The organism is Streptomyces sp. NBC_00440, assembly GCF_036014215.1.
Lineage (GTDB): Bacteria > Actinomycetota > Actinomycetes > Streptomycetales > Streptomycetaceae > Streptomyces.
This window is the reverse complement of the sequence record NZ_CP107921.1, coordinates 6,928,947-6,949,301: the sequence shown is the minus strand read 5'-3', so window position 1 is coordinate 6,949,301 and position 20,355 is coordinate 6,928,947. Positions and strand designations below refer to the sequence as shown.

20 protein-coding genes and 5 pseudogenes are annotated in these 20,355 nt (G+C 67.2%); 12 read left to right on the top strand and 13 right to left on the bottom strand.

Going from position 1 to position 20,355, the window contains the following annotated elements; genetic code table 11:
* Positions 1-2 precede the first annotated feature (2 nt).
* The 3 genes from pcaDC to OHB13_RS30960 form a co-directional block, all read right to left on the bottom strand.
* On the bottom strand, positions 3-1,304 hold the full coding sequence (gene pcaDC / locus OHB13_RS30970; protein ID WP_328379259.1) for a bifunctional 3-oxoadipate enol-lactonase/4-carboxymuconolactone decarboxylase PcaDC: 1,302 nt from the start codon (positions 1,302-1,304) through the stop codon (positions 3-5).
* A 13-nt stretch (positions 1,305-1,317) separates the two neighbouring features.
* Positions 1,318-1,728, bottom strand: coding sequence for a hypothetical protein (locus OHB13_RS30965; RefSeq protein ID WP_328379258.1), 411 nt, complete (start codon positions 1,726-1,728; stop codon positions 1,318-1,320).
* Between the two features lie 488 nt (positions 1,729-2,216).
* On the bottom strand, positions 2,217-3,122 hold the full coding sequence (locus tag OHB13_RS30960; RefSeq protein WP_328379257.1) for an RNA polymerase sigma factor: 906 nt from the start codon (positions 3,120-3,122) through the stop codon (positions 2,217-2,219).
* Between the two features lie 98 nt (positions 3,123-3,220).
* On the opposite strand from OHB13_RS30960, the gene OHB13_RS30955 reads away from it, so the two are divergent.
* Positions 3,221-3,436 carry a hypothetical protein gene (locus OHB13_RS30955; protein WP_266851499.1) on the top strand — a complete coding sequence of 72 codons (216 nt, stop codon included), beginning with the start codon at positions 3,221-3,223 and terminating at the stop codon, positions 3,434-3,436.
* A 128-nt stretch (positions 3,437-3,564) separates the two neighbouring features.
* Here the strand turns inward: OHB13_RS30955 and OHB13_RS30950 are convergent, their stop codons facing one another.
* The 4 genes from OHB13_RS30950 to OHB13_RS30930 form a co-directional block, all read right to left on the bottom strand.
* Positions 3,565-3,708, bottom strand: a complete 144-nt coding sequence (locus OHB13_RS30950) for a hypothetical protein (protein WP_328379256.1) — start codon at positions 3,706-3,708, stop codon at positions 3,565-3,567.
* A 144-nt stretch (positions 3,709-3,852) separates the two neighbouring features.
* Positions 3,853-4,179: a hypothetical protein gene (locus OHB13_RS30940; RefSeq protein WP_266851501.1), complete on the bottom strand. Its 327-nt coding sequence runs from the start codon at positions 4,177-4,179 to the stop codon at positions 3,853-3,855.
* A 99-nt stretch (positions 4,180-4,278) separates the two neighbouring features.
* The gene (locus tag OHB13_RS30935; RefSeq protein WP_328379255.1) at positions 4,279-5,676 is read right to left on the bottom strand and encodes a DUF4331 domain-containing protein; all 1,398 of its coding nucleotides are present in this window, start codon (positions 5,674-5,676) and stop codon (positions 4,279-4,281) included.
* Between the two features lie 77 nt (positions 5,677-5,753).
* Positions 5,754-6,086: a hypothetical protein gene (locus OHB13_RS30930; RefSeq protein WP_328379254.1), complete on the bottom strand. Its 333-nt coding sequence runs from the start codon at positions 6,084-6,086 to the stop codon at positions 5,754-5,756.
* Between the two features lie 736 nt (positions 6,087-6,822).
* On the opposite strand from OHB13_RS30930, the gene OHB13_RS30925 reads away from it, so the two are divergent.
* Positions 6,823-8,007, top strand: a complete 1,185-nt coding sequence (locus OHB13_RS30925) for an alpha/beta hydrolase (protein WP_328379253.1) — start codon at positions 6,823-6,825, stop codon at positions 8,005-8,007.
* 74 nt (positions 8,008-8,081) lie between these two features.
* A pseudogene (locus OHB13_RS30920) lies at positions 8,082-8,877 on the top strand (IS5 family transposase).
* Between the two features lie 5 nt (positions 8,878-8,882).
* Here OHB13_RS30920 and OHB13_RS30915 read toward each other — a convergent pair.
* On the bottom strand, positions 8,883-9,038 hold the full coding sequence (locus tag OHB13_RS30915; protein WP_405754322.1) for a hypothetical protein: 156 nt from the start codon (positions 9,036-9,038) through the stop codon (positions 8,883-8,885).
* An 85-nt stretch (positions 9,039-9,123) separates the two neighbouring features.
* Between OHB13_RS30915 and OHB13_RS30910 the strand changes: the two genes are divergently transcribed.
* The 3 genes and pseudogenes from OHB13_RS30910 to OHB13_RS30895 all read left to right on the top strand — a co-directional run bounded on the left by OHB13_RS30910 (position 9,124) and on the right by OHB13_RS30895 (position 11,764).
* Positions 9,124-9,918: an SDR family oxidoreductase gene (locus tag OHB13_RS30910; protein WP_328379252.1), complete on the top strand. Its 795-nt coding sequence runs from the start codon at positions 9,124-9,126 to the stop codon at positions 9,916-9,918.
* Between the two features lie 54 nt (positions 9,919-9,972).
* A pseudogene (locus OHB13_RS38820) lies at positions 9,973-10,865 on the top strand (IS5 family transposase).
* Between the two features lie 69 nt (positions 10,866-10,934).
* A pseudogene (locus OHB13_RS30895) lies at positions 10,935-11,764 on the top strand (IS5 family transposase).
* Between the two features lie 25 nt (positions 11,765-11,789).
* Here OHB13_RS30895 and OHB13_RS30890 read toward each other — a convergent pair.
* On the bottom strand, positions 11,790-12,095 hold the full coding sequence (locus OHB13_RS30890; protein WP_328374641.1) for a DUF7677 family protein: 306 nt from the start codon (positions 12,093-12,095) through the stop codon (positions 11,790-11,792).
* Between the two features lie 191 nt (positions 12,096-12,286).
* Between OHB13_RS30890 and OHB13_RS30885 the strand changes: the two genes are divergently transcribed.
* From OHB13_RS30885 to OHB13_RS30875, 3 genes and pseudogenes are all read left to right on the top strand, one after another.
* The gene (locus OHB13_RS30885; protein ID WP_328379249.1) at positions 12,287-12,646 is read left to right on the top strand and encodes a hypothetical protein; all 360 of its coding nucleotides are present in this window, start codon (positions 12,287-12,289) and stop codon (positions 12,644-12,646) included.
* A 218-nt stretch (positions 12,647-12,864) separates the two neighbouring features.
* Positions 12,865-13,452 (top strand): annotated as a pseudogene (locus tag OHB13_RS30880) (DUF1206 domain-containing protein).
* A gap of 11 nt (positions 13,453-13,463) precedes the next feature.
* Positions 13,464-13,633 (top strand): annotated as a pseudogene (locus OHB13_RS30875) (RNA polymerase sigma factor SigF); the annotation flags it as partial.
* 24 nt (positions 13,634-13,657) lie between these two features.
* On the opposite strand, the gene OHB13_RS30870 reads toward OHB13_RS30875, so the two are convergent.
* The 3 genes from OHB13_RS30870 to OHB13_RS30860 are packed head-to-tail and all read right to left on the bottom strand — an operon-like array spanning position 13,658 to position 16,123.
* Positions 13,658-14,035 carry an STAS domain-containing protein gene (locus tag OHB13_RS30870; RefSeq protein WP_266851515.1) on the bottom strand — a complete coding sequence of 126 codons (378 nt, stop codon included), beginning with the start codon at positions 14,033-14,035 and terminating at the stop codon, positions 13,658-13,660.
* Position 14,036: 1 nt separating this feature from the next.
* Complete coding sequence (locus OHB13_RS30865; protein WP_328379248.1) at positions 14,037-15,320, bottom strand: PP2C family protein-serine/threonine phosphatase; 1,284 nt, start codon at positions 15,318-15,320, stop codon at positions 14,037-14,039.
* Positions 15,320-16,123, bottom strand: a complete 804-nt coding sequence (locus tag OHB13_RS30860; RefSeq protein ID WP_328379247.1) for an alpha/beta fold hydrolase — start codon at positions 16,121-16,123, stop codon at positions 15,320-15,322. The genes OHB13_RS30865 and OHB13_RS30860 overlap by 1 nt, the downstream gene beginning before the upstream one ends.
* Positions 16,124-16,328: 205 nt before the next feature.
* On the opposite strand from OHB13_RS30860, the gene OHB13_RS30855 reads away from it, so the two are divergent.
* Positions 16,329-17,342 carry a YdcF family protein gene (locus OHB13_RS30855; RefSeq protein WP_328379246.1) on the top strand — a complete coding sequence of 338 codons (1,014 nt, stop codon included), beginning with the start codon at positions 16,329-16,331 and terminating at the stop codon, positions 17,340-17,342.
* 149 nt (positions 17,343-17,491) lie between these two features.
* On the opposite strand, the gene OHB13_RS30850 is transcribed toward OHB13_RS30855, so the two are convergent.
* Positions 17,492-17,869 carry a hypothetical protein gene (locus OHB13_RS30850; RefSeq protein WP_328379245.1) on the bottom strand — a complete coding sequence of 126 codons (378 nt, stop codon included), beginning with the start codon at positions 17,867-17,869 and terminating at the stop codon, positions 17,492-17,494.
* 151 nt (positions 17,870-18,020) lie between these two features.
* On the opposite strand from OHB13_RS30850, the gene OHB13_RS30845 reads away from it, so the two are divergent.
* A complete protein-coding gene (locus tag OHB13_RS30845; RefSeq protein ID WP_328379244.1) occupies positions 18,021-18,539 on the top strand; it encodes an adenylate kinase in 519 nt (172 codons plus the stop codon).
* 577 nt (positions 18,540-19,116) lie between these two features.
* Positions 19,117-20,325, top strand: coding sequence for an IS701 family transposase (locus OHB13_RS30840; protein ID WP_328378665.1), 1,209 nt, complete (start codon positions 19,117-19,119; stop codon positions 20,323-20,325).
* Positions 20,326-20,355 lie beyond the last annotated feature (30 nt).

Below are 20,355 nucleotides of genomic sequence, written 5' to 3'. Positions count from 1 at the left end.
TGCTACGCCTCGGGGGTGGTCTCCTGCTGGATCACAGCCCTGGCCACCTCGAAGGCGGAATTCGCCGCGGGAACACCGCAGTAGACCGCCGTCTGGAGCAGCACTTCCTTGATCTCCGTGGGGGTGAGTCCGTTGCGCAGGGCCGCACGGACATGGGAGGCCAGCTCCTGCGGATGCCCGCCGGCGACCAGCGCCGTCAGGGTCACCACGCTGCGAGTGCGGCGGTCGAGCCCGCCCCGGGTCCAGACCTCCCCCCAGGCGTACCGGGTGATCAGCTCCTGGAAGTCCCCGGTGAACGCGTCGGCCGCGGCCTCCACCCGGTCCACATGGGCGTCGCCCAGCACCTCCCGGCGTACCTTGATGCCCGCGTCGTACGGGTCGGGGCGCCCGGCGGGGACGGCGTCCGGCTGGGGCGCCGCGGGGGCGATCTCGGCGATGGGAGCCACCGGGACCGAGAGGCCCGGCACGTGCGGCGGCACCGGAATCGACGGCGAGGTGGTCGAGGTGGTCGACGAGGCGTTGTCCTGCCACGCGGTGGAGAAGTGCCGTACCAGCAGATCGGTTACGGCCGCGGGCTGCTCGACCGGTGCCAGATGGGAGGCGGCCGGGACCATCGCGAGCCGGGCGTCCGGTATGCCCGCCACCAGGGTGCGGGCGTCCCCGGGTCCGGTCACCCGGTCCTCGGCGCCGACGACGACGAGGGTCGGCACGCCGATCCGGCCCAGTTCGGTGCGGATGTCGAAGGCCGCCAGAGCCTCGCAGGCCGCGATGTAGCACCCGGGGTCGGTGGTGCGGACCATCTGCACGGCCCACTCCACGATGGCCGGCTGCGCCGTCGCGAAGCCGTGCGTGAACCACCGCTCGGGGGCGCTGCGCGCCATCGGGTCGAGCCCGTTGGTGCGGACGATCACTCCGCGCTGGCGGAACTCGTCCGCCGTACCGAACCGGGGCGAAGCGGCGACCAGCGCCAGCGAGGCGACCCGCTCCGGGTGGCGCAGGGCCAGCTCCATGCCGATCGCGCCGCCGATGGAGCACCCCGCGTAACCGAAGCGCTGCACGCCGAGCTCGTCGAGCGTGGCGAGGAGCCGCTCGGCGATCCCGGCGACCGAGGGGACGGGGTGGGCGGGGGCGCCGCCGTGGCCGGGCAGGTCGAAGCGCAGGACACGCCAGGTCCTGGACAGCTCGGGCGTCTGCCGGTCCCACATGTGCCATGTGGTACCCAGTGAGGGACCCAGGACCAGGACCGGGGCGCCTTCTGGCCCGTCAAAGCGGTACTGGAGGGTCTGCTGCGTCGTCTCGCTCATCCGGCTCACGCTCTCATATCTCACAATCTCTCACGACGCCCGGTATGTCGTCTCCGGACCCATGCAGTCCGCCCCACACTGTGGCAGCTCCACGAAGACCCTTCACACCCGGCGTGACGTAGCGCCTCTTGGTGGTCCGGACGTTCGTGTCTCCCGCCCACCGAGCCAACACGTGGTCCGGAACACCCATGTCGGCGAGGTATGTGAAACAGGACGCCCGGGCGTCGTACAGGCGCACTTGGCGTAGCCCCAGAAGCGCCATGATCCCGTATGCTCGCCGGCGGAGTTGCTTGATGTTCCGAGCCTCCCCCATCTCGTCCACCAGGACGTAGCCGGAGTCAAGGTAGCCAGGTCCGAGGACCAGCTTTTCCTTGGCCTGGAGAGACTTGAACGACCGGAGCTCGTCCCGGACCGGAACTGGCAAGGGAAGCTCGCGCTATCCGGCCATCGACTTAGTATTTTCCCCACCACCGTCTCATTCCCCATCATCGTGCGGGTATTGGCGATGCCGATGGTTCCGGATTCCAAGTCGACATCCCCCAACGGAGTCCGCAGACTTCTGCCGGGCGGAGACCCATGAGGGAAAGCAGGAGCGGTGCGCAGAGCCTGTCCGCTCTGATTCCCTGCACGAACACATGGACCTCCGCGACGTCCCAAGGTTTCAGTCCGCCTTGGTCCTCCGCTCCTCCCTTCGAGCCCGACGCGGAATCGTAAGATGCTGAGCCACATTCATAGGGACAAGCCGCTTGGATACCGCGTTTCAGGCACTCTTCAAGTCGCGCGATGCCCAGGGCGCCTATTGGCGCGAGGAGCCGGTGTGCCGCCGGCGACGGGCACCGGGCGGTTGCGAGCAATGGTCAAGACCCGTGGATGGTCGTGCGGGACGGTGGTCACGACCGGTTTCCCTTCAGGTCAGCGGGGCCTGACCTTCCACGACCGGATCCGGGAGAGGAATCCCTTGCCTGGCCTACGCGCCGTAGCCGGGGCGGGCCGGGCGGCGGGTGTGAGGTCCCGGTAGCCCAGAACATCGTCGAAGACCGCCGGCCAGCTGACGCCGTCAAGCAGCACCACGGGCTGAAGAGACGTCAGCTGGCGGTTGACGTGGGTCATCTCGCCCTGCGCTGCCGCGCATTTCTTGCAGGTGGCGATGTGGTCGGCGACCTTGCGTGCCTCGCGCCTGCCCAGGCTTCCCCGGGTGTACGCCGCGAGCCTCACCTCGTCCTCACCGCACGTCGAATACGTCATCACCGCCGTCAGGTAGGCGTGGGAGAGAGCCTCCCGGGCCCGGTGCGCAGCGACAGAAGTCGCGTTGGGTGTCAGTCCCAGCATGGGTGCGACCTGTGAAGCCGGGAGGTCGTGCATCACCGTCAGTGCCAGGATCTGCTGGACGTGTTCGGGAAGCCGGTTGAGCGTCTCACGCGCGATCAGGACGTCCTCGACACGGCTCTGCTCCTCTCCCCACACGTTGACCGGCACAACGGCTGCGCTGATGCCGCTGTCGAAGACCAGGGGGAGATCCTGCGCGTGGCCATCACGCAGAAGGTTGTGCAGCACGGTGAACAGGTACGCCTTCGGATACTCGCGAGGTCCCTTTCCCTTGCGCAGCGCCGCGAGGGTGCGCGCGAAGCACTCGGCCGCCAGATCCTCGGCCTGGCCCGGATCCGGGGCCCGCCGTGCCGCGTAGGCACGCAGCAGGTCGACGTGCCGGAGGTAGAAGCAGGCGTAGGCGTCCTCGTCCCCGTCACGGGCCCGGGCGATGAGGGCCGTGTCGTCGAGGTGTTCCACCGTATGGGAGGGCGGGTCTTCGTAGGTCGTCACATACACAGAGACCGCGCGGACGCCTGCCTCTTACGCCGGTTCACAAAAAAATCTTCGCAAGGCTGTAAGAGGAGACGCTGCCCCGGGTCTCAGACGGCATGAACATCACTCTCATCGTCGCCGCGGTCCCCGCATGCGCCGTCACCACCATCGCCGCACTCGCCATCGTCGGACCAGCCGCCCTCCGCCAGCGCGCCCTGGCCGTCCTGACCATCCTGCTTCACTCCCCCGCCGGCCCCGAACAGCTGCCCGACCACCCCGACACCCCGCCGCCCGGCGGCGTCGACCCCGCCTCAAACGATTCGGCCCGATAGCCCCCAGGGGAGCGCACGTGCCGGCGTTCTTACCCGCGTTGTATCGAGGTCGTCCGGGTGCGGTTGGCCCGCGTCGCCTTCACCTCCGTCGAGCGGCGCGGCTGGAGGGCTGGGCTCCGCCCCCGAAATCACCGAAGTGGTGAAGGGGCATCGTGGGCGCGCTGCGCCGCTTGCTGGATCTCGTTGCGGGACAGCGGGGCCAGGGCAGTCGACACCGGGGCGCGGGTGTGGCCTTCGGCACGGACGACGGTGAGGAAGGTGTGGGTGAGCATGGCGAGGGGCGGCCAGTTCGATGACCGCCCAGTCGTAGAAGCGGTCCCTTGGCGCCAGCCTCTGCATGCAGCTTCTGCCAGGCCCGCTTCGGCGCCTTCCCGGCCAGGACATCTGCACGGAGCATCCCTGTACCGGTGGTGACTTCACGACCAGTGGTATTCGGTGACGCTTCCTCCGGTCACGGTGAGGGTGCCGTGTGGTGTGGTCGCGTCGAGCCACACGGTGTATTCGCCAGCGGTGAGCGGGGAGATGACCAGGCAGTGGATGGTGCGGTCTGCGAGGTGACGGGGCCGGACGGCAGCGTGGGTGCGGCGGTCCGGCTCATCCGTGGGGCTGACTTCGATTTCCAGACCGTCGTGTTCGGCGCGAGTGTGGATGATTACGGCGCCGGTGTCGGCTCCGATGTCGAGGACGACGCTGCCCTCGGTGGACGGTGCGGGCAGGGGCGCGTGGGTGTGGACGTCTGTCATGGCTGACTCCGTGCGGGTCGTGGGGACAGCTGGCGCCGCGCGCCGCGGCAGGAGTGGTGGCGGCACCAGCTGTTCGTCCGGGTGACGTGCGGGCGGGGGTCAGGCGGAGGGGTGGTGGTATCCGTCGTAGGGGACGCCGAGGTAGGGGAACTTGTTGAGGTAGGGGTTCTTCACGTCGTCGGGTGTCAACCCGTCGGTGACCTGTCCTGCTGCGGGGTCAGGGGTGTAGGTCTTGTCGACGAGCGGGACGGTGACTCCGGCGAGTGCGCGAAGTTCGACAGTGACGACGTCGTCGAACACGCGTCGGCCGTTGGGGAATCCGGCCGCGTCACCTGCGATGAGGCCCAGGATGTCGGGCTTGGTTGTGGGCGGCACCGCGACATTGAGGCGGAGCATGTCGGCCTGTGTGTCCCCGGTGTGGTTCTGGAAGCCTGGAACGACTCCGTCGGGGATGCCGGTCAGCAAGATCGCGAGGAGGTCGGCGCGCGCTTTGCCCGAGGCGTTGAGGGCGGCCAGCTTCGGAAAGACGCCGGGGTAGAGGGTGGGCAGGAGTGTGGCCAGCTCGGGGTGGGCGACGTACGTCGCGAAGCGCTTGTCCTGCGAGGGTGGCAGCGTGTTCCAGAGGTCTTTCTTACCGAGCGGGACGAGGACTTCGTTGAAGAGCGGGTTGCCGAGGCGGGAGACCTGGACGAACGGACCCGTTTCGTGGTCGGTGGCCTTCCCCGGCGACAGTACGCGGGCCTGGCGCCGGCTTGCCGTGGTCCACACACCGATCGTGGCCCTGGGGTCCTTGACGTCCCGGCCCCGCCAGCCGCGGCGGGTCAGTTCGGTGATCGGGACCTGCAGGGCCAGCGTGTGGACGTTGAGTTCCTTGGTGGTGTTGACGCCGTCCGCGGGCTGGGTGAAGACGCTCATACCGAACTGGTTGTGCAGGTTCTGGAACGGCCTCAGGTTTCCGAGGTCGAAGATGGAACCGAGGTCTACGTAGAACCCTTCGGCGCGCTGGCCGGCGAAGACCTTGCGGCTGCGGCCGGCGCTGTGGACGGCCTTCGCGGCGAGTCCGGCGTAGTGCGGGGTGGAGAGCGGGCCGATGTTGCACGGAGGGCACTTCAGGTCGCGGCCCAGGACTGTGGTGCGTCCGCCTCGTTCGACGCGGGTGAGCGTGTAGCTCTGGTGGCGGTTCCAGTTGGGTGAGTCGAGGCTCAGGATCGGCCCGGTGTTGTAGAGGAAGCTGTCGGGGTTGCGCAGGCGGGTGGTGAACCGGAACTGGTAGGTCACATCCGGGCAGCCGTCGCCATCGTTGTCGATGTGGATCTCGTACAGGACGTCGTCGCCGAACTCGTAGAAGTTCGGTCCGCCCGCAGGGTTCTGGAGCGGAATGTAGTTGGCGATCAGAGTGACGCTGTCGGGCTGATCAGGGCTGACGAACGCATACACGTCCGTGCTGTCGGCGACGGGGTCCTTGGAGATCTCGGGTGCTTCGCGGTGGGAAGACATCGAATGCCTCGCAGAGTTGGGTGCGGCCTGGGTCGCCGCGGGCGGTGGACGCAGCTGGGTTGCGGGGAACCTGTGGTTCAGCGGAGGTTGCGCATGATGGCCTCGGCCAGTCCGCGGTCGACTACCTCGGTGTGCTGGTCACCGTGGAAGATGTCGGCTGCCCCGGTCATCGCGTTGCGAAGGTGCACCACCACCTGCTGGTCATCCCGACCGGCGGTGCCCGCCACTGACGGCGCGGTGATCGGGCCGCCCTGAGGCTGATCGGCAGCGGCGCTGCCGGCAGCGCCGAGGACCAGCACAGAGGCAGCTCCGGCACCCGCGACGGCAGTGTTCTTCATCAGCCCCCGTCGCGAGAGCGGGGTCGTCTGCCCGGGTTCTGCCGGCTCGGATACTGAGATCTCTTCGGACATGAATACTCCCTGTTCCGGATGGGGATGGGGCGAGTCTGCGCGCACGGGTGTGCACCTCAATGCGAGAGCAGAGGTGAAGTGGTGTCCCGTGACGGAAGGAGAACGCGCCGGATCCGACGCGAACGGCCGCCGTCGGCAGAGGGAGACGGCCTTTCTTCTTCCGGAAGAGAAGCCCGCCGACCTACAGCAAGTCAAGGAGACACGCACAGTTTCCGTACGCCTCGCTGAACCGGACCAGCTCCGTCCGGGTGAATAAACACTCCCTGAGAACCCCGGCCAATCCAAAGCACGCGTGGCTACGAATGCACTACCGGCAGACCATCGAAAGGCGGCACCGAAACTGGCCTCGTAAACCCAATAGAAAGCCGCACCGCGACACCTCAACGCGCCCCACCCCATGCCCTGTTCAGGTCGCGTATCCCGGGTGCCGCCATCATCTGACGCCAAGGGCCTTCCTCCGCATGCCCTTGAATCATCTCAACTGGCTTGATCACTACGCCTGTCCGACGATGAGGGGGTGTAGTGCGATCCGCGTGGGAGGCCGTGTGCGGGTGGGGCGTCGCCGGTGAGACGATTTGGCCGTCCTGAGGGTGTGGGTACTCGACCCTGGACGATGAGCTCTGGGTGCTGATCGAACGGTTGCCCCCACCGTTGCGCCTCGCCTGCGGCTTGGACGGGCAGCTACCTCAAGTGCACCTTCGCAGCAAGCACTTCACCCTCCCGCATCATCCCAACCGTGGTACCACAGAAGGGGATTGTCAGGTCGACTGTCGAACGGGGTGATGTGGTGGCTGTGGGCTATCTGGTGACCGTGGTGTTGGCCGTACTGATCGTGGTGTTCTGTCTGGCTCGCATACGCGGGCCGAAACCGCTCTTCTACTTCAGCTACCGGCTCGGCCTGGTCTTCAACGAGATCCCGCACCTCGCTCTCTACGCGTTGGTGGCCTCGACGGCACTGGCCTTCTCCGAGGGCGACATCACCACGACCTCCGACCGGGTGAACGTCGGGGTGGCAGGGGCCGCGGCTGCCGGGCTTGTGGTGGTCACCCTGCGCGGAATGCGGGCGGCGTCCGTGGTGCGTGTCGCCTTGGACGACGCGCTCGGCGTCGGGACGGGGACGCACCGCCGGCCGCCGCTGGCACGCATCCTGCTCAGGCCCGTCCTTCGCCGCCGCCGTGACGTCAAGCGGGTGGGCAACCTCAGCTACGGGGACGCAGGCCGTCGCAACCTCCTCGACGTCTACCACCACCGCTCACGCCCCGAGGGCGGCTCCGTAATGATCCACTTCCATGGTGGCCACTACGACCAGGGTCGGAAGAACACTCAGTCGCTGCCCCTGCTCTACCGGCTCGCCAGCCAGGGCTGGGTCTGCATCAGCGCCAATTACCGGCTGCGCCCCGACTTCCCGCATCCCGCCCATCTGATCGACGCGAAGAAGGTCATCGCCTGGGCGCGCGAACACGCAGCGGAGTACGGCGCGGCGCCTGCGGCGGCCGTGTTCGTGGCGGGGAGCTCCGCGGGTGGGCACATGGCGGCTCAGGCAGCACTCACCCCCAATGAGCCGGCCTACCAGCCCGGGTTCGAGGAGGCGGACACCTCCGTGACCGCCGCCGTCGTGCTCAACGGTTTTCTCGCGGAGTACTTCGACGGCGACCCGGCGACCTCGCCGGTGAACCTCGTCCGGACGGATGCACCACCATTCCTCATCGCGCACGGGGACCTGGACGAGCTGGTGGACACGGAGAACCCCAGGGCTCTTGTCACCGCTCTGGGGTCGGTCTCCACCTCGCCGATCGTGTACGTCGAACTACCTGGTGCCCACCACGCTTTCGACCTCTTCCACTCATTCCGGTTTGAGGCGCTCATCGGCGGCGTCGAGGACTTCGCCACGTGGGTGACGGCCCGGAAAAACCGGGCCTAGAGCTCGTATCAGGGACTTGTTGATGTGGGCTGGTTGGGCGTAACCGGTGTGACGATTCGGCCGTTCGTGAGGGTGTGGGTACTCGACCGTGGATCGCGGACGATGAGTTGTGGGCGTTGATCGAGCCGTTGCTGCCGCCGTGGCCCGGATCGGTCGCCGGGACCGCGGCCGGTGTGGGACCGGCTCTGCCTGCAGGGCATCTTGTTCGTCCTCTACAACGACATAGCCTGGCAACTGCTGCCGCTCGTGCTGGGGTTCGGCTCGGGACAGACCTGCTGGCGGCGGCTGGACCGGTGGCAGAAGGCAGGGGTTTTCGACCGGCTGCACCGGGTCCTGCTCGCCGAGCTGAACGCGGCCGGCGAGCTCGACTGGTCGCGGGCGTGCGTGGACGGCTCCCACATCCGCGCGAAAAAAGGGGACCCGGCACCGGTCCGTCGCCGGTCAACCGGCGGAAGACGGGCAGCAAACACCACCTGATCTGCGACGGACGCGGCACCCAGCTCAAGGTCATCACTACTGCGGCCAACGTCAACGACGTCACCCAGACCCTCGCCCTGGTCGACGGCATCCCACCCCGGCCGACCCCGCCGACGACCAGAAGCCTTGCTCGGCGACAAGGGCTACGACTCCAAGCCCAACCGCGACGAGCTCCGTCACCGATGGATCCTGCCCGTCATCTCCCGCAAGGGCTCACCCAACATCAAGGGCATCGGCAAGCTCCGCTACGTCGTCGACCAGACCTTCGCCCTGCTCCACCACTTCAAACGTCTCGCCGTCCGCTGGGAACGTCGCACCGAACTCCACGACGCCGTCCTCTCGCTCGCCTGCGGCCTCATCTGCTGGAGACGACTCAAGAAGGCCCGATCATGATCGTGTTACGAGCAGGCGATGCTTGTGAAGGCGAGGAAGTGCTCGGCTTTGCGCTCGTAGCGGCGGTGGAGACGGCGGCAGCCGGCGAGCCACGACATGGTGCGTTCGACGGTTGCGGACGCGGCCCGTCGGGACCGGGACTCCGCTTGCTTGGAGTGCACTCCAGGGTCATAGCGTCGAGACAGCTGAACCGAACACCCGACGCGTCGACGCGTCATCCCGCACGACCAATGAGAATGGCGGCAAGTGGTAGCCAACCAATTCACAACGCATGCAGAACTTTTCGATCTGTCTGGAAAGCGCGCGCTCGTCACCGGTGGCACCAGAGGCATCGGAATGATGATCGCGCGTGGCCTTCTCCAGGCGGGCGTCCGCGTGGTCATCAGCTCACGCAACGCAGAAGCGTGTGCTCAGGCGCAGGAACAGCTGTCCAAATTCGGTGAGGTGCGGGCCATCCCCGCCGACCTGTCCCACCACGACGAGTGTCGGCGACTGTCCGACCTCGTCACCGCCGACTCGGAACGTCTCGACATCCTCGTCAACAACGCGGGCGCCATGTGGGACGAGCCGCTGGCGACGTTCCCGGACGCGGCCTGGGACACGGTCGTCGACCTCAATCTGAAGTCGCCGTTCTGGCTGGTCCAGGCGCTGCTGCCCGCACTTCGCAGGGCGGGCACCGCCGACGATCCCGCGCGGATCATCAACATCGGCAGCATCGCCGCCATCCACATCCCCCAGCGGCCCAACTACTCGTACTCCAGCAGCAAGGCCGCACTGCATCAACTCACCAGAGTGCTCGCCAAGGAACTAGGACCGCAGCACGTCACCGTGAACGCCGTGGCGCCGGGACCGTTCCCGTCGACGATGATGGCTGCAACCCTCGATGAGTTCGGCGAGGCGATCGCGGCGTCGGCCCCCCTACGCCGGATCGGCCGCGACGACGACATGGCGGGTGTCGCCGTGTTCCTCGCCAGCCGGGCAGGCGCATACCTAACAGGCGCCGTGATCCCCGTCGACGGCGGCATCGCCACAACCGCGTAGGCCGCCCAGGGTCCGTTTGTGAAAGTTGATCTTGATCGTTGATGATCATGTCCTGTGGGACGTGGGGAACTGACGAACGGCCAGTGGGCCCGACTTGAGCCGCTGTTGCCACGGGGGATCAAGTCGGGCCGTCCGCCGGTATGGACGCGGCGGCAGCTGATGGACGGCATACGGTGGCGGACCCGGACGGGTGCTCCCTGGCGTGACGTGCCGGAACGCTACGGGCCGTGGGACCGGGTCTATGACCTGTTCCGGCGCCGGCAGCGCGATGACACCTGGGCCCGGATCGTCACTCAGCTGCAAGCCGAGGCGGATGCCAAGGGCCTGATCACCTGGGACATGAAGATCGACTCCACGGTCTGCCGGGCCCACCGGCACACGGCTGGGGCGGCGAAAAGGGGGATCTCCAGAAGGAACCGCCCGGCGGGATCAGTCGAGCCGGCCGACCACGGGCTCGGACGCTCCCGGGGCGGCCTGACCGGCAAGATCCACTTCGCCGTCGAGCAGGGTGAGAAGCCGCTGTCCGGTGGTGATCACCGCCGGACAGCGGGGTGATTCGCCTCAGTTCGAGTCGGCCCTGGAAGCGATCTGGGTGCCCCGGCTCGGAGTCGGCAGGCCGCGCAAACGGCCGGACCGGGTCCGGGCCGACAAGGCGTACGACTCCCGCAGCAATCGCGCCTGCCTGCGCAGACGCGGGATCAAGGCCACGATCCCGGCCCCGGCGGACCGCGTCCGCAACCGCCTCAAGCGCGGATCGCGAGGCGGACGGCCGCCCAAGTCCGACAAGGACGACAAGGACGACAAGGGCGACAACAAGCAGCGGCACCCGGTCGAGTGCGGGATCAACCGCCTCACGCGCCACCGGACTGTAGCCACGAGGTATGACACCATTCGCGGTCCGCTATGAGTCGACCGCGCTGGTCGCAGTCCTCAACGAGTGGCTGTGACCAGCACTTTCACAACAGCCCCTAGGCAGTGTCTTCAAATGATCACCGCTGGTGGATCATGGTGTCGTGATACGTCGCCATGAACTGTCGGATGCCGAGTGGGAGTTCGTCCGGCCCCTGCTGCCCAGGCCGCTGCGGGGTAGGAAGCGGCTGGACGATCGCATGGTGCTCAACGGGATCGTGTGGAAGTTCCGGACGGGGGTGGCCTGGCGGGATGTGCCCGACCGGTACGGTCCGTGGGCCACACTGCACACCCGGTTCCGGCGGTGGGCTCTGGACGGAACGTTCGAGCGAATGCTGCAGGCCGCCCAGGCCGGGGCGGACGCGGACGGGGACGTCGACTGGCTCGTGTCGGTCGACTCCACCGTCGTCCGCGCCCACCAGCACGCCGCCGGGGCACGAAAAGGGGGCTCCGCAGCCCCGCACTCGGACGTTCCCGAGGTGGCCTGACCAGCAAAATCCATCTGGCCTGCGACGGTGCCGGCCGTCCGCTCGCTTTCACGCTCACGGGCGGCAACACCAATGACTGCACCCAGTTCACTGCGGTGATTGAAGCGATACGAGTGCCTCGCATCGGCCCGGGGCGGCCCCGAGTACGACCCTCCCACGTGCTGGGCGACAAGGGCTACAGTTCCCGGGCCATCCGCACCTGGCTGCGACGACGCAGCATCGGTCACACCATCCCCGAGCGGGCCGACCAGGTCCAAAACCGGCTCCGGCGCGGCAGTCGCGGCGGGCGCCCACCGGCCTTCGACAAGCAGCGCTACAAGCAGCGAAACGTGGTGGAACGCTGCTTCAATCGGCTGAAGCAGTGGCGCGGCATCGCCACTCGCTACGACAAGACCGCGGAGTCCTTCCATGCAGCCGTCACTCTCGCGTCGCTCCTGATGTGGGCGTGATGTTCTGACGGTGAACGCCGGGTCATCAGAGATGGAGCTCCGTCTCCCAGGCATCGAAGGGCGGCTCGACCCGATAGCTCGGGTCGCAGCACACTCGGACCCACTGCGCGACCCGGTACTGCGCGTCTCCGTCGTTCAGCACCATGCCGTCGGTGTCGATTTGCAGCACATTGCTATAGATCGCGAAGACCTGTTCCAACGAGGAGCCGGAGTGAAAAACGGTCGAGCGATAGTCAAACCCTTCGAGCAGGTCCAGGTCGAGGGTGCCGTTCGCCAAGTAGAAAGCGAAGAGCCGGAGCGAAGCGCGCACGTCGACAGAAAGATGTTCCACCAAGGCATCATGCTCAGCTACCGCGCCATCTTGGCAAGATCTTTGAAGACACTGCCTAGGCCGCCCCCATGCGCCGGCTTCGCCCCAGAGCCCCGGCGAGGCGAACACTCGGGCAGAGCTGCACTGCCTGCCCAGGTCAGAGCGCGAAGCGACTCCTCCCCTCCGTGCTGGCGTCGGGCTACTGTCCAGGCATGAGCAATGTGGATCCGCTACTGAAGAGGCTGACCGACCGCGTGGAGCGGGAGGGCCTCGCCCTGCCGATCACGCTCGTGGTGAAGGGCACCACCATCACAGGAGAGGTGGTGCAACATGCCGTCTGGGCCGAGCACATCGCCGAGCAACTCGCCGAATCCGAGAGCCGGGCGAGCGCCTTCGCGGCCGACTTCGCGTGGGCGCAAGCACAGCCCGAGAGCGGCGGGAGCTACCTCCATCTGAACGGCGGCAAAGTTGTCAGCGACGGGGCCTCGTTCCCGGAGCACGGGGGGCTGTTCCGTATCGGACTGGATGAGGTGAGCGGTTGGTTCCTGGGAGAAATCCGAGTTCACGGTTAGCAGTGGCCGCAATTCGTATCCGGCTCGGCGGGTCAGAGGGAGCGGTGGTGGAAGCCCGACGAGCCGGCGAGTGCGTTCGCTCCACAGGTGAGCACTCCACGCAGGGGTCGTAGTTGCCGCTTCTCGACGATGGCCAGGTAACAACGTGGCAGGCGGCCACCTCTGGGGATCGCATCCCCGTGCGGGGGCAAAGGACCGGGATGGCAACGGGATCGGCAATGACACGCGGACGCGGTCAGGCCCAGCGCGCGGCGGACAGTACAGCGGTCTCGGCCGGGGTCCGTGCGGGCTTCGCTGCCCGAGGGGTCATCTACGTACTGATCGGTGTCCTCTCGCTGCGAATTGCGTTTTCCGACGGCGATGGCAAACAGGCGGGGCGGGGCGATCGCAGAGATAGCGCCTCAGCCCTTCGGTACTGTCCTGCTGTGGCTGCTCGGCATAGCTCTGGCGGGTATGTCGCTGTGGCGGCTGTCGGAAGCCGTCTTCGGACAGGCGGGCCCGTACGGCACGAAGGCGAGCAGGAGGGTGACGGCTGCGGGCCGTTCTGTCTTCTACGCCTTCGTCTCCTGCTCCGTGCTGTTCTACGCTGCGGGAGACAAGGCAGCGGCAGCGGCAGTTCGGACAAGAACTCCCGTGACTGTCGCGGCCGCTGTTCAGCACAAGCCTGGTAAGCCAAAGGCATGGACGACACATTGCGCTCATTCACCGAGACGCCCGCGGGCCCCTGGCTGCTGGCGCTGATTGCAGTCGGCCTGGCGGCCTTCAGAGCCTTGTCCTGTGCCAACGCCCGCTGGCGCGAGGTCTGACGAGGGCGGTCTCTGTTCCTTACATCGCCGGCGATATCAAGCGATTCGTCCGCGACACCACGTGGTCCGTCCACGTCCCCAGGCGCTGCAGGAACTGCGCGTCACCCTCGCCAACTTCAGAGCGGAATTCGCTGCCACCCTGGGCCGGGGCGCCACGATCGCCGAACTGGCCGCGTACCTCGGATCAGCGAGGAAGGGGATCCGCTCACGCACCTTCCATACTGCTCATGGCTCGGCCCGGTAGCTGTGGGCCAGTGGCGGTGACGGCGTCCGGGTAGAGCGTGAAGACCCGGTCCAGGCCGATGGTGCGCAGGACTCGGGCGGTATTCGCCGGGACCGCGGCCAGGGCGATATCGGCGCCCTGTTCGGTGGCGATGTTGCGCGCAGCGAGCAGGACGGTGATGCCGCTGGAGTCGCAGAAGTCCAGCCGGGCCAGGTCCAGGACCAGCAGTTGGCCGCCGGCGATGGTGAGGTTCGCCAGGGCCTCACGGACTTCAGGGGCGGTTGCGTGGTCGAGGTGGCCGCTGATCTCCAGTACGGGACCGGTTGCGGCGTCTCGGGTGGTGACCGTCAGCGGCCTCATGTCAGGTTTCACTCCCAGTGGTGGTCGGACGAACGGGGACGCCGAGGGCGAGCAGAGCTGTGTCATCGTCCAGGCCGTCGCCGAAGCCGGCGAGGAGTCCGGTCAGGGCGGTGATCAGAGCCTGGGGGCCGTCCGGGGGCTGTGCGGTGGTGAAGGCGTGCAGGGCGTCCTCGCCATAGAGGTCACGTGTGGGGCCGACCCTCGCTTCGGTCAGGCCGTCTGTGTAGAGGAGCAAGGTGTCCCCGTGGAAGAGCACGGTGCTGGCGGGTGTGAACTCGGCGTTGGGCAGGACTCCGATGAGCATCCCGCCGGGAGTGGTCAGGTACTCGGCGGTGCCGTCGGTGCGCTGTACCAGGGCCGAGGGGTGGCCGCCGGAGGCCAGGCGCACCGTGAAGCTGTGCTCACCAGGTTCCAGGAGGCCGAAGATGGCGGTGCAGTACCGGGCGTCACCGCTGGTGTAACGCTCGTTCAGCACGGTGTTCAGAGTCGTCAGGACACTGACAGGGTCAGGGTCGTGCAGGGCGGCGGCGCGCAGGGTGTACCGGGTCAGGGATGTCACGGCGGCAGCTTTGGGGCCCTTGCCGCACACGTCGCCGAGGAAGAACGCCCACCGGGTGCCGTCCAGGGGGAACAGGTCGTAGAAGTCACCGCCCAACAGGTCCGGTGAGGCGGTGAGGTAGTACGAGGCGGCCTCCAGGCCCGGCACTGCGGGAAGCTGGGAGGGAAGCAGGCTCTGCTGCAGTGCTTCCAGAGCTTCCTGCAGGCGCAGACGGTCGGCTTCGGCGCGCAGGCGGGCTTCTTCGGCGGCCTGGCGTCCGCGCAGCAGCTCGGTTTCGTAGGCGCGGCGGTCGCGGGCGTCGAAGACGGTCGTGCGAATGAACAGCGGTTCACCGCCCTCGCTGGTCTTCACCTTGGAGGTGAGCAGCACCGGAAGCCGCTTGCCGTCGGCTGCTTTGATATCCAGAGCGATACCGCTGGCCTCGCCGTTCATCTGCAGCAACGGTGCAAAGTGCGTCTCGTGGTAAAGCTTGCCGCCCACAGTGAGCAGGTCGATGAAGCGCATCCGGCCCACCACCTGTGGCGCGGACAGCCCCAGCCAGTCCAGAAGGGTTGTGTTGATCTTCGCGATGGTGCCGTCCATGAGGGTGGACAGATATCCGCACGGCGCCTGCTCGTACAGCTCCTCGGCACTCTCCTCAAGCAGGGCGGTGAAGGCCGCGTCGGTGGCGGCAGTTGTGTCCTCTCCCCCGTCCGGCTCGTGGGGCAGCCGGCCGGTGCGGCACATCACCGGCTCTCACTCACGAAGCCGACGATAGCCTCGGCCGTGGCCTCAGGTGCGCTCAACTGCGGGCAGTGACCCGTTGCATCCAGCGTCACCAGTCGGCTGCCGGGGATCGCGGCGTGGACGTAGGCTCCCACCTCGCGGGGTGCGATCACGTCCTGCGCGCACTCCAGTACCAGTGTGGGCACTGCCACCTTGGGGAGATCCCTGCGGCTGTCCGACAGGAACGTGGTGCGGGCGAAGACGCGCGCCATCCCCGGGTCGGTCGCGCAGAACGACGCGGTCAACTCCTCACCGAGTTCCGGCCGGTCCGCATTGGCCATGATCACTGGAGCCATCGCCGCCGACCATCCCAGGTAGTTCGACTCCAGGGACTCCAGCAGTTCATCGATGTCCTCGGCGCTGAACCCGCCCCGATAGCCGTCGTCATCGATGTAGCGGGGGGAAGGAGCGATCATTACCAGCCGGGATATCCGCTCCGGTGCCTCTGCCACCGCGAGCGCACCGGCCATGGCACTCACCGAATGCCCCACCAGGGCCACGTCCCGCAGGTCCAGCTCTTCGCAGACCTCCACGATGTCCCGGGCGTACCCGTCCAGCGAGCTGTAGCGCTCCTCACTCCACGCTGATGCGTCCGAGCGGCCGGAGCCGACATAGTCGAAGAGAACCACTCGGTGCTCCCTCGCCAGTGCCGGGACGACCAGTCGCCACATGTTCTGATCACAGCCGAACCCGTGCGCAAGCAGCACCACCGGCCCGTCCGCACACCCCGTGACCACAACATTGTTCCTACTTACGGTATCCATTCCCCCATCCTTCCACTGTCCCGGTGGGCGCCCGCCGGACAGCTGCTGGTGAGGATGCCTGATGCCGGTGAGGAGCCGGACTACGCCAAGCAGAGAAGTGCAGCAGGCGCCTCATCAGGGGCGGAACGTCAGATGACGGCCTCCCACGGGAATCCGGTCCGACCGGGTCGCTTCACCTTCCCCCAGGCCGCATACCCTGTGGAACATGCTGATCTACCTCCCGGCGGCGCTGCTCCTCCTCCTGTTCTGCGCGCGGGTGTTGGGGGACCGCCGCCGGATCGGCAATGCCGTTCTGTTCGGCCTCGTGCTGGTACTCGCCCTCGCGGCGTGGTTGGTCGAACTCTCCCGGGACCATCCGGCCCTTGCGAAGGATGTCGTAGTAGCGCTGACGGCTCTGCTGGCACTGGGCGTAGTCACGCTCGCCTGTTGTCTGCTCGCCAACGGAGTGGTCATGGTGCGCAAGGAGGGGGCGAGTCCGGGAAATCTGCTGTCCCTGCTCTCCGGGATGGCGCTGGTATGCGTGCTGGCCCTTCTGGTCACGGCGGCGGCCACGGAGCAGCACACGCTGCTGGTCATGGCGGCGACCGCTGCCGCCCTGTCCAGCTACATCGGCTTCTTGTTCCTGTGCTATCTCGGATATGCGTTTGTCTACGGACGGCTGTACGTCCCCCGCAAGGCCGACTATGTGGTGGTACTCGGATCAGGCCTGATCGGCGGAGCGACGCCGCCGCCCCTGCTGAGGAGCCGGCTCGACCGGGGCCGCAAGCTCTACGTGCGGCTCGCGGCACGGGGGGCACGGCCCGTACTTCTCGTCTCCGGGGGCCAGGGACCCGACGAGAAGGTACCCGAGTCGCATGCCATGGCCGACTACCTCGTCGAGCACGGAATCCCAGCCGGCGCGATCGAGCGTGAGGACCGGTCGACGAGTACCGACGAGAACCTCCGGTTCAGCGCGACGCTCATGGAGAAGGCGCGTCCGCACTACCGATGCGTGATCGTCACCAGCAACTACCACGCCTTCCGTGCTGCCGTGTCCGCCCGCCGCGCAGGGGTGAGGGGTCATGTCGTGGGTGCGCCGACGGCCGCCTACTTCTGGCCCAGTGCGACGATCCGTGAGTTCGTCGCACTGTCTGTGCTCTACCGGCGGACCAACCTCGCTGTGTGCCTGGTCCTCCTGCTCGGCGGGTTCCTCCTGTGGTGGCTCAGGCCGCTTTCGTGACGCCTCGCCAGTCTCACCGCGAACGCTCCTTTGAACATCGGGGGACGCCGAAGGCTCGTGGGGCAGTTCAGGCCCACGACGATGCGCAGCTCTACCTGGTGTGATCGTGACGGGCTGGTCGGCCACCAGTGGCCTGCGAGACCCGCACTTCAGCCCGGCAGGCAGGAGCGAAATCGGCGGAGCAGTTCAAGTGCGGCAGGACTCTCCGCGTCGAAGCTCTGGACTTGTTGTTCGACAGGAAGGTCCAGCCCCCACATACGGACACCGTGACAGCGGAAGCAGAAGGCGATCGCGAAGAGTTGATCCGTGGGGTCGTGTGCCCGGATTCCCCAGCCTGGGAGGAAGCAGCGATACAGCCCACTGCCTGGTAGGTCGGCGATCAGAGACAGGGCCTGCTGAGCTTGGTCGCCATCCCAGATGGCGGCGGTGTCGCCCGCCAGGTCCTCCGAGCTGAGGTGCCTGGCAGGATCGGTGATACGGATGACCTCGATGAGCTCGGTCTTCCCATGGGGTAGCGGCAGCAGCATGCCTCTAGACTCTCCGATCACGACTTCGCTGACCAGGACGCCAGAAAGCAAGATTTTCGTAGCCTCAGACGTCGTGTCATTCGATGAGTCGGGGGTTGCAGATGAGGGGCGCGGGAACGTTCCCACCAGGACGCCGGGATAGGGTGCGCCCGTGGAACGGATCTTGGTGGTGGGTGTCACCGGTGCAGGCAAATCCACGCTTGCCCGAGCCCTGAGCAGTCGTCTGGGCCTGCCCTACCATGAGATGGATGCGCTGTACTTTAACGGTCCCAACTGGGCCGTAAATGACAACTTGGCCGAAGACGTATCAAGGCTCACCGCCAAGTCTTGCTGGGTCATGGACTCCCTCGGCTATCCGGAAGTCCGTGATCTGCTGTGGGACCGGGCCGACACCGTGATTTGGCTGGACTATTCCAAACGCGTCATCATGCTTCGCGTCCTGCGCCGGTCCTTCCAGCGCACCGTCACCCGCAAAATTCTCTTCGGCGGCAACAGGGAAACCTGGACGGGCTGGCTGAGCCGGGAACACCCGGCCTGGTGGGCGTGGTCCCAACACGGGGCCCGTCGCCGCGAAGTCGGGCGCCGTATCCGCGATCCCCGTTTCGCCCCTCTCGACACTCTCCGCTTCGGCCACCCCGACGACACCGCGGCCTGGCTGGCATCCTTCTGACCGGTCGGGCTGCAGCTGGGACCTGCTCCGTCAACGGGCTGGGCGTCCCACCCAGGTGACCCTGATCTCGATCGTCATCCAGCGAGCCGGCGGTAGCAGATGAGTGCTGCGGCGATGCCGGCGAAGACCAGGAAATGCTCCGCCTTGCGCGGCCAACCGCACTCCTGGGCCGGTCATCTGTCCCCCGTGGTAAGCCCAGCCGAGCCCCGCCCTCCACAGCCGCCTACCAAGGCTCTGACCAGCGTGGTCAGAGGTGAACCACAGCCCAGGTGAACGGGCGGTTCGCAACGCTGAACAGGACGTCGTCACATCCTTCGCATCGCGCCACAGCCGCGACCTCTGCTCCGTGCAACGGGTGCCCGGGCGGAAGCTCGCGATGCAGCTCCAACTCGAAACCGTGCGATGCCACCATCGGGCGCCCATCACGGGGCGGGCGAGAGCGAAGAATCATCCGGCGGGTGCTGCATCGCAGCATCCTCGCAGAACCCCGTGCGCCAACCATGACCGGCCGGACAAGTCCTAGTAGGGCTTTGTTACGTCTCTAGGCAAGTGGGCGCGTTGGTGGTTTCCTGCTGGTATGAGGGCGAATGAACTCGCAGCGTGCCGGGGCCGGTTGGAGGAGTTCGCTGGGGAGGTGTTCGCGCCTTTGGCGCGTGCTGATCAGCGGGTGAAGGGCGGGCTGTATCTGCGGGGTCTGTTGCTGGACGGGCGTCGGAAGTCGATGCAGCCGATGGCCGGGCGACTCGGGGTGGACCATCAGCAGTTGCAGCAGTTCATGACGTCGTCGACCTGGCCGGTGGACACGGTTCGTGCCGGATTGGCCCGCCGGGCGGTGGCGGTGGTGCGTCCGCAGGTGTGGGTGGTGGACGACACCGGGTTCCCGAAGGACGGGACGTCCTCGCCCGGGGTAGCCAGGCAGTACTCCGGCACCCTGGGCAAGGTCGGGAACTGCCAGATCGGGGTCAGCGTCCACGCCGCGTCCGACACCGCGTCGTGCCCACTGTCCTGGCGTCTGTTCCTGCCCGGCAGCTGGGACGGGGCCGAAGCTGCCGGCCGTCGGGCCCGCTGCCGCATTCCTGATGAGCAACAGCACCGGCCGAAGTGGCGGCTCGCGCTGGACATGCTCGACGAACTGGCGGCCTTGGGGTTGCGGCCCGCGGTGCTGGTCGCGGACGCCGGCTACGGAGCGAACGCCGACTTCCGCCACGGCCTGGAGGACCGCGGCCTCGCCTACGCCCTGCAGGTCAAGGGCGAGATGACCGCCCATACCGAATCGGCCGTGCCACACCAGCCGCCCTACGGCGGGCTCGGACCGCGTCCGCTGCCCCGCTACCGGACCCGGCCCATCAGCCTGCGCGAACACGTCCTGGCCGCCGGACGTGCACGAGCGGTCACGGTCACCTGGCGCAAGGGCTCCAAAGCAGCCATGTCCGCCCGCTTCGTGTTCCTGCGCGTCCGCCTAGCCGGCCGCCGCCCGAAACCCGCCCCGGACGGTGCCATCGCTCTTCGGTGGTTGATCGCGCAGTGGCCCGAAGGGGAGAACGAGCCGGTCAAGTACTGGATTTCCAACCTTCCGGCCGACATTCCGGCCCGGGACCTCGTCCGCCTCGCGAAACTACGGTGGCACATCGAACACGACTACCGCGAGCTGAAAACGACGCTCGGACTCGACCATTTCGAGGGCCGCTCATTCACCGGCTGGCACCGCCACGTCACCCTCGTCACCGCCGCCCACCTCTTCCTGACCGAACAGCGGTCCTCCCCAAAAGCCCCTGCCAGGGCCTGACCCTCTACCAGGCCCTGGCACTCCTCCAAC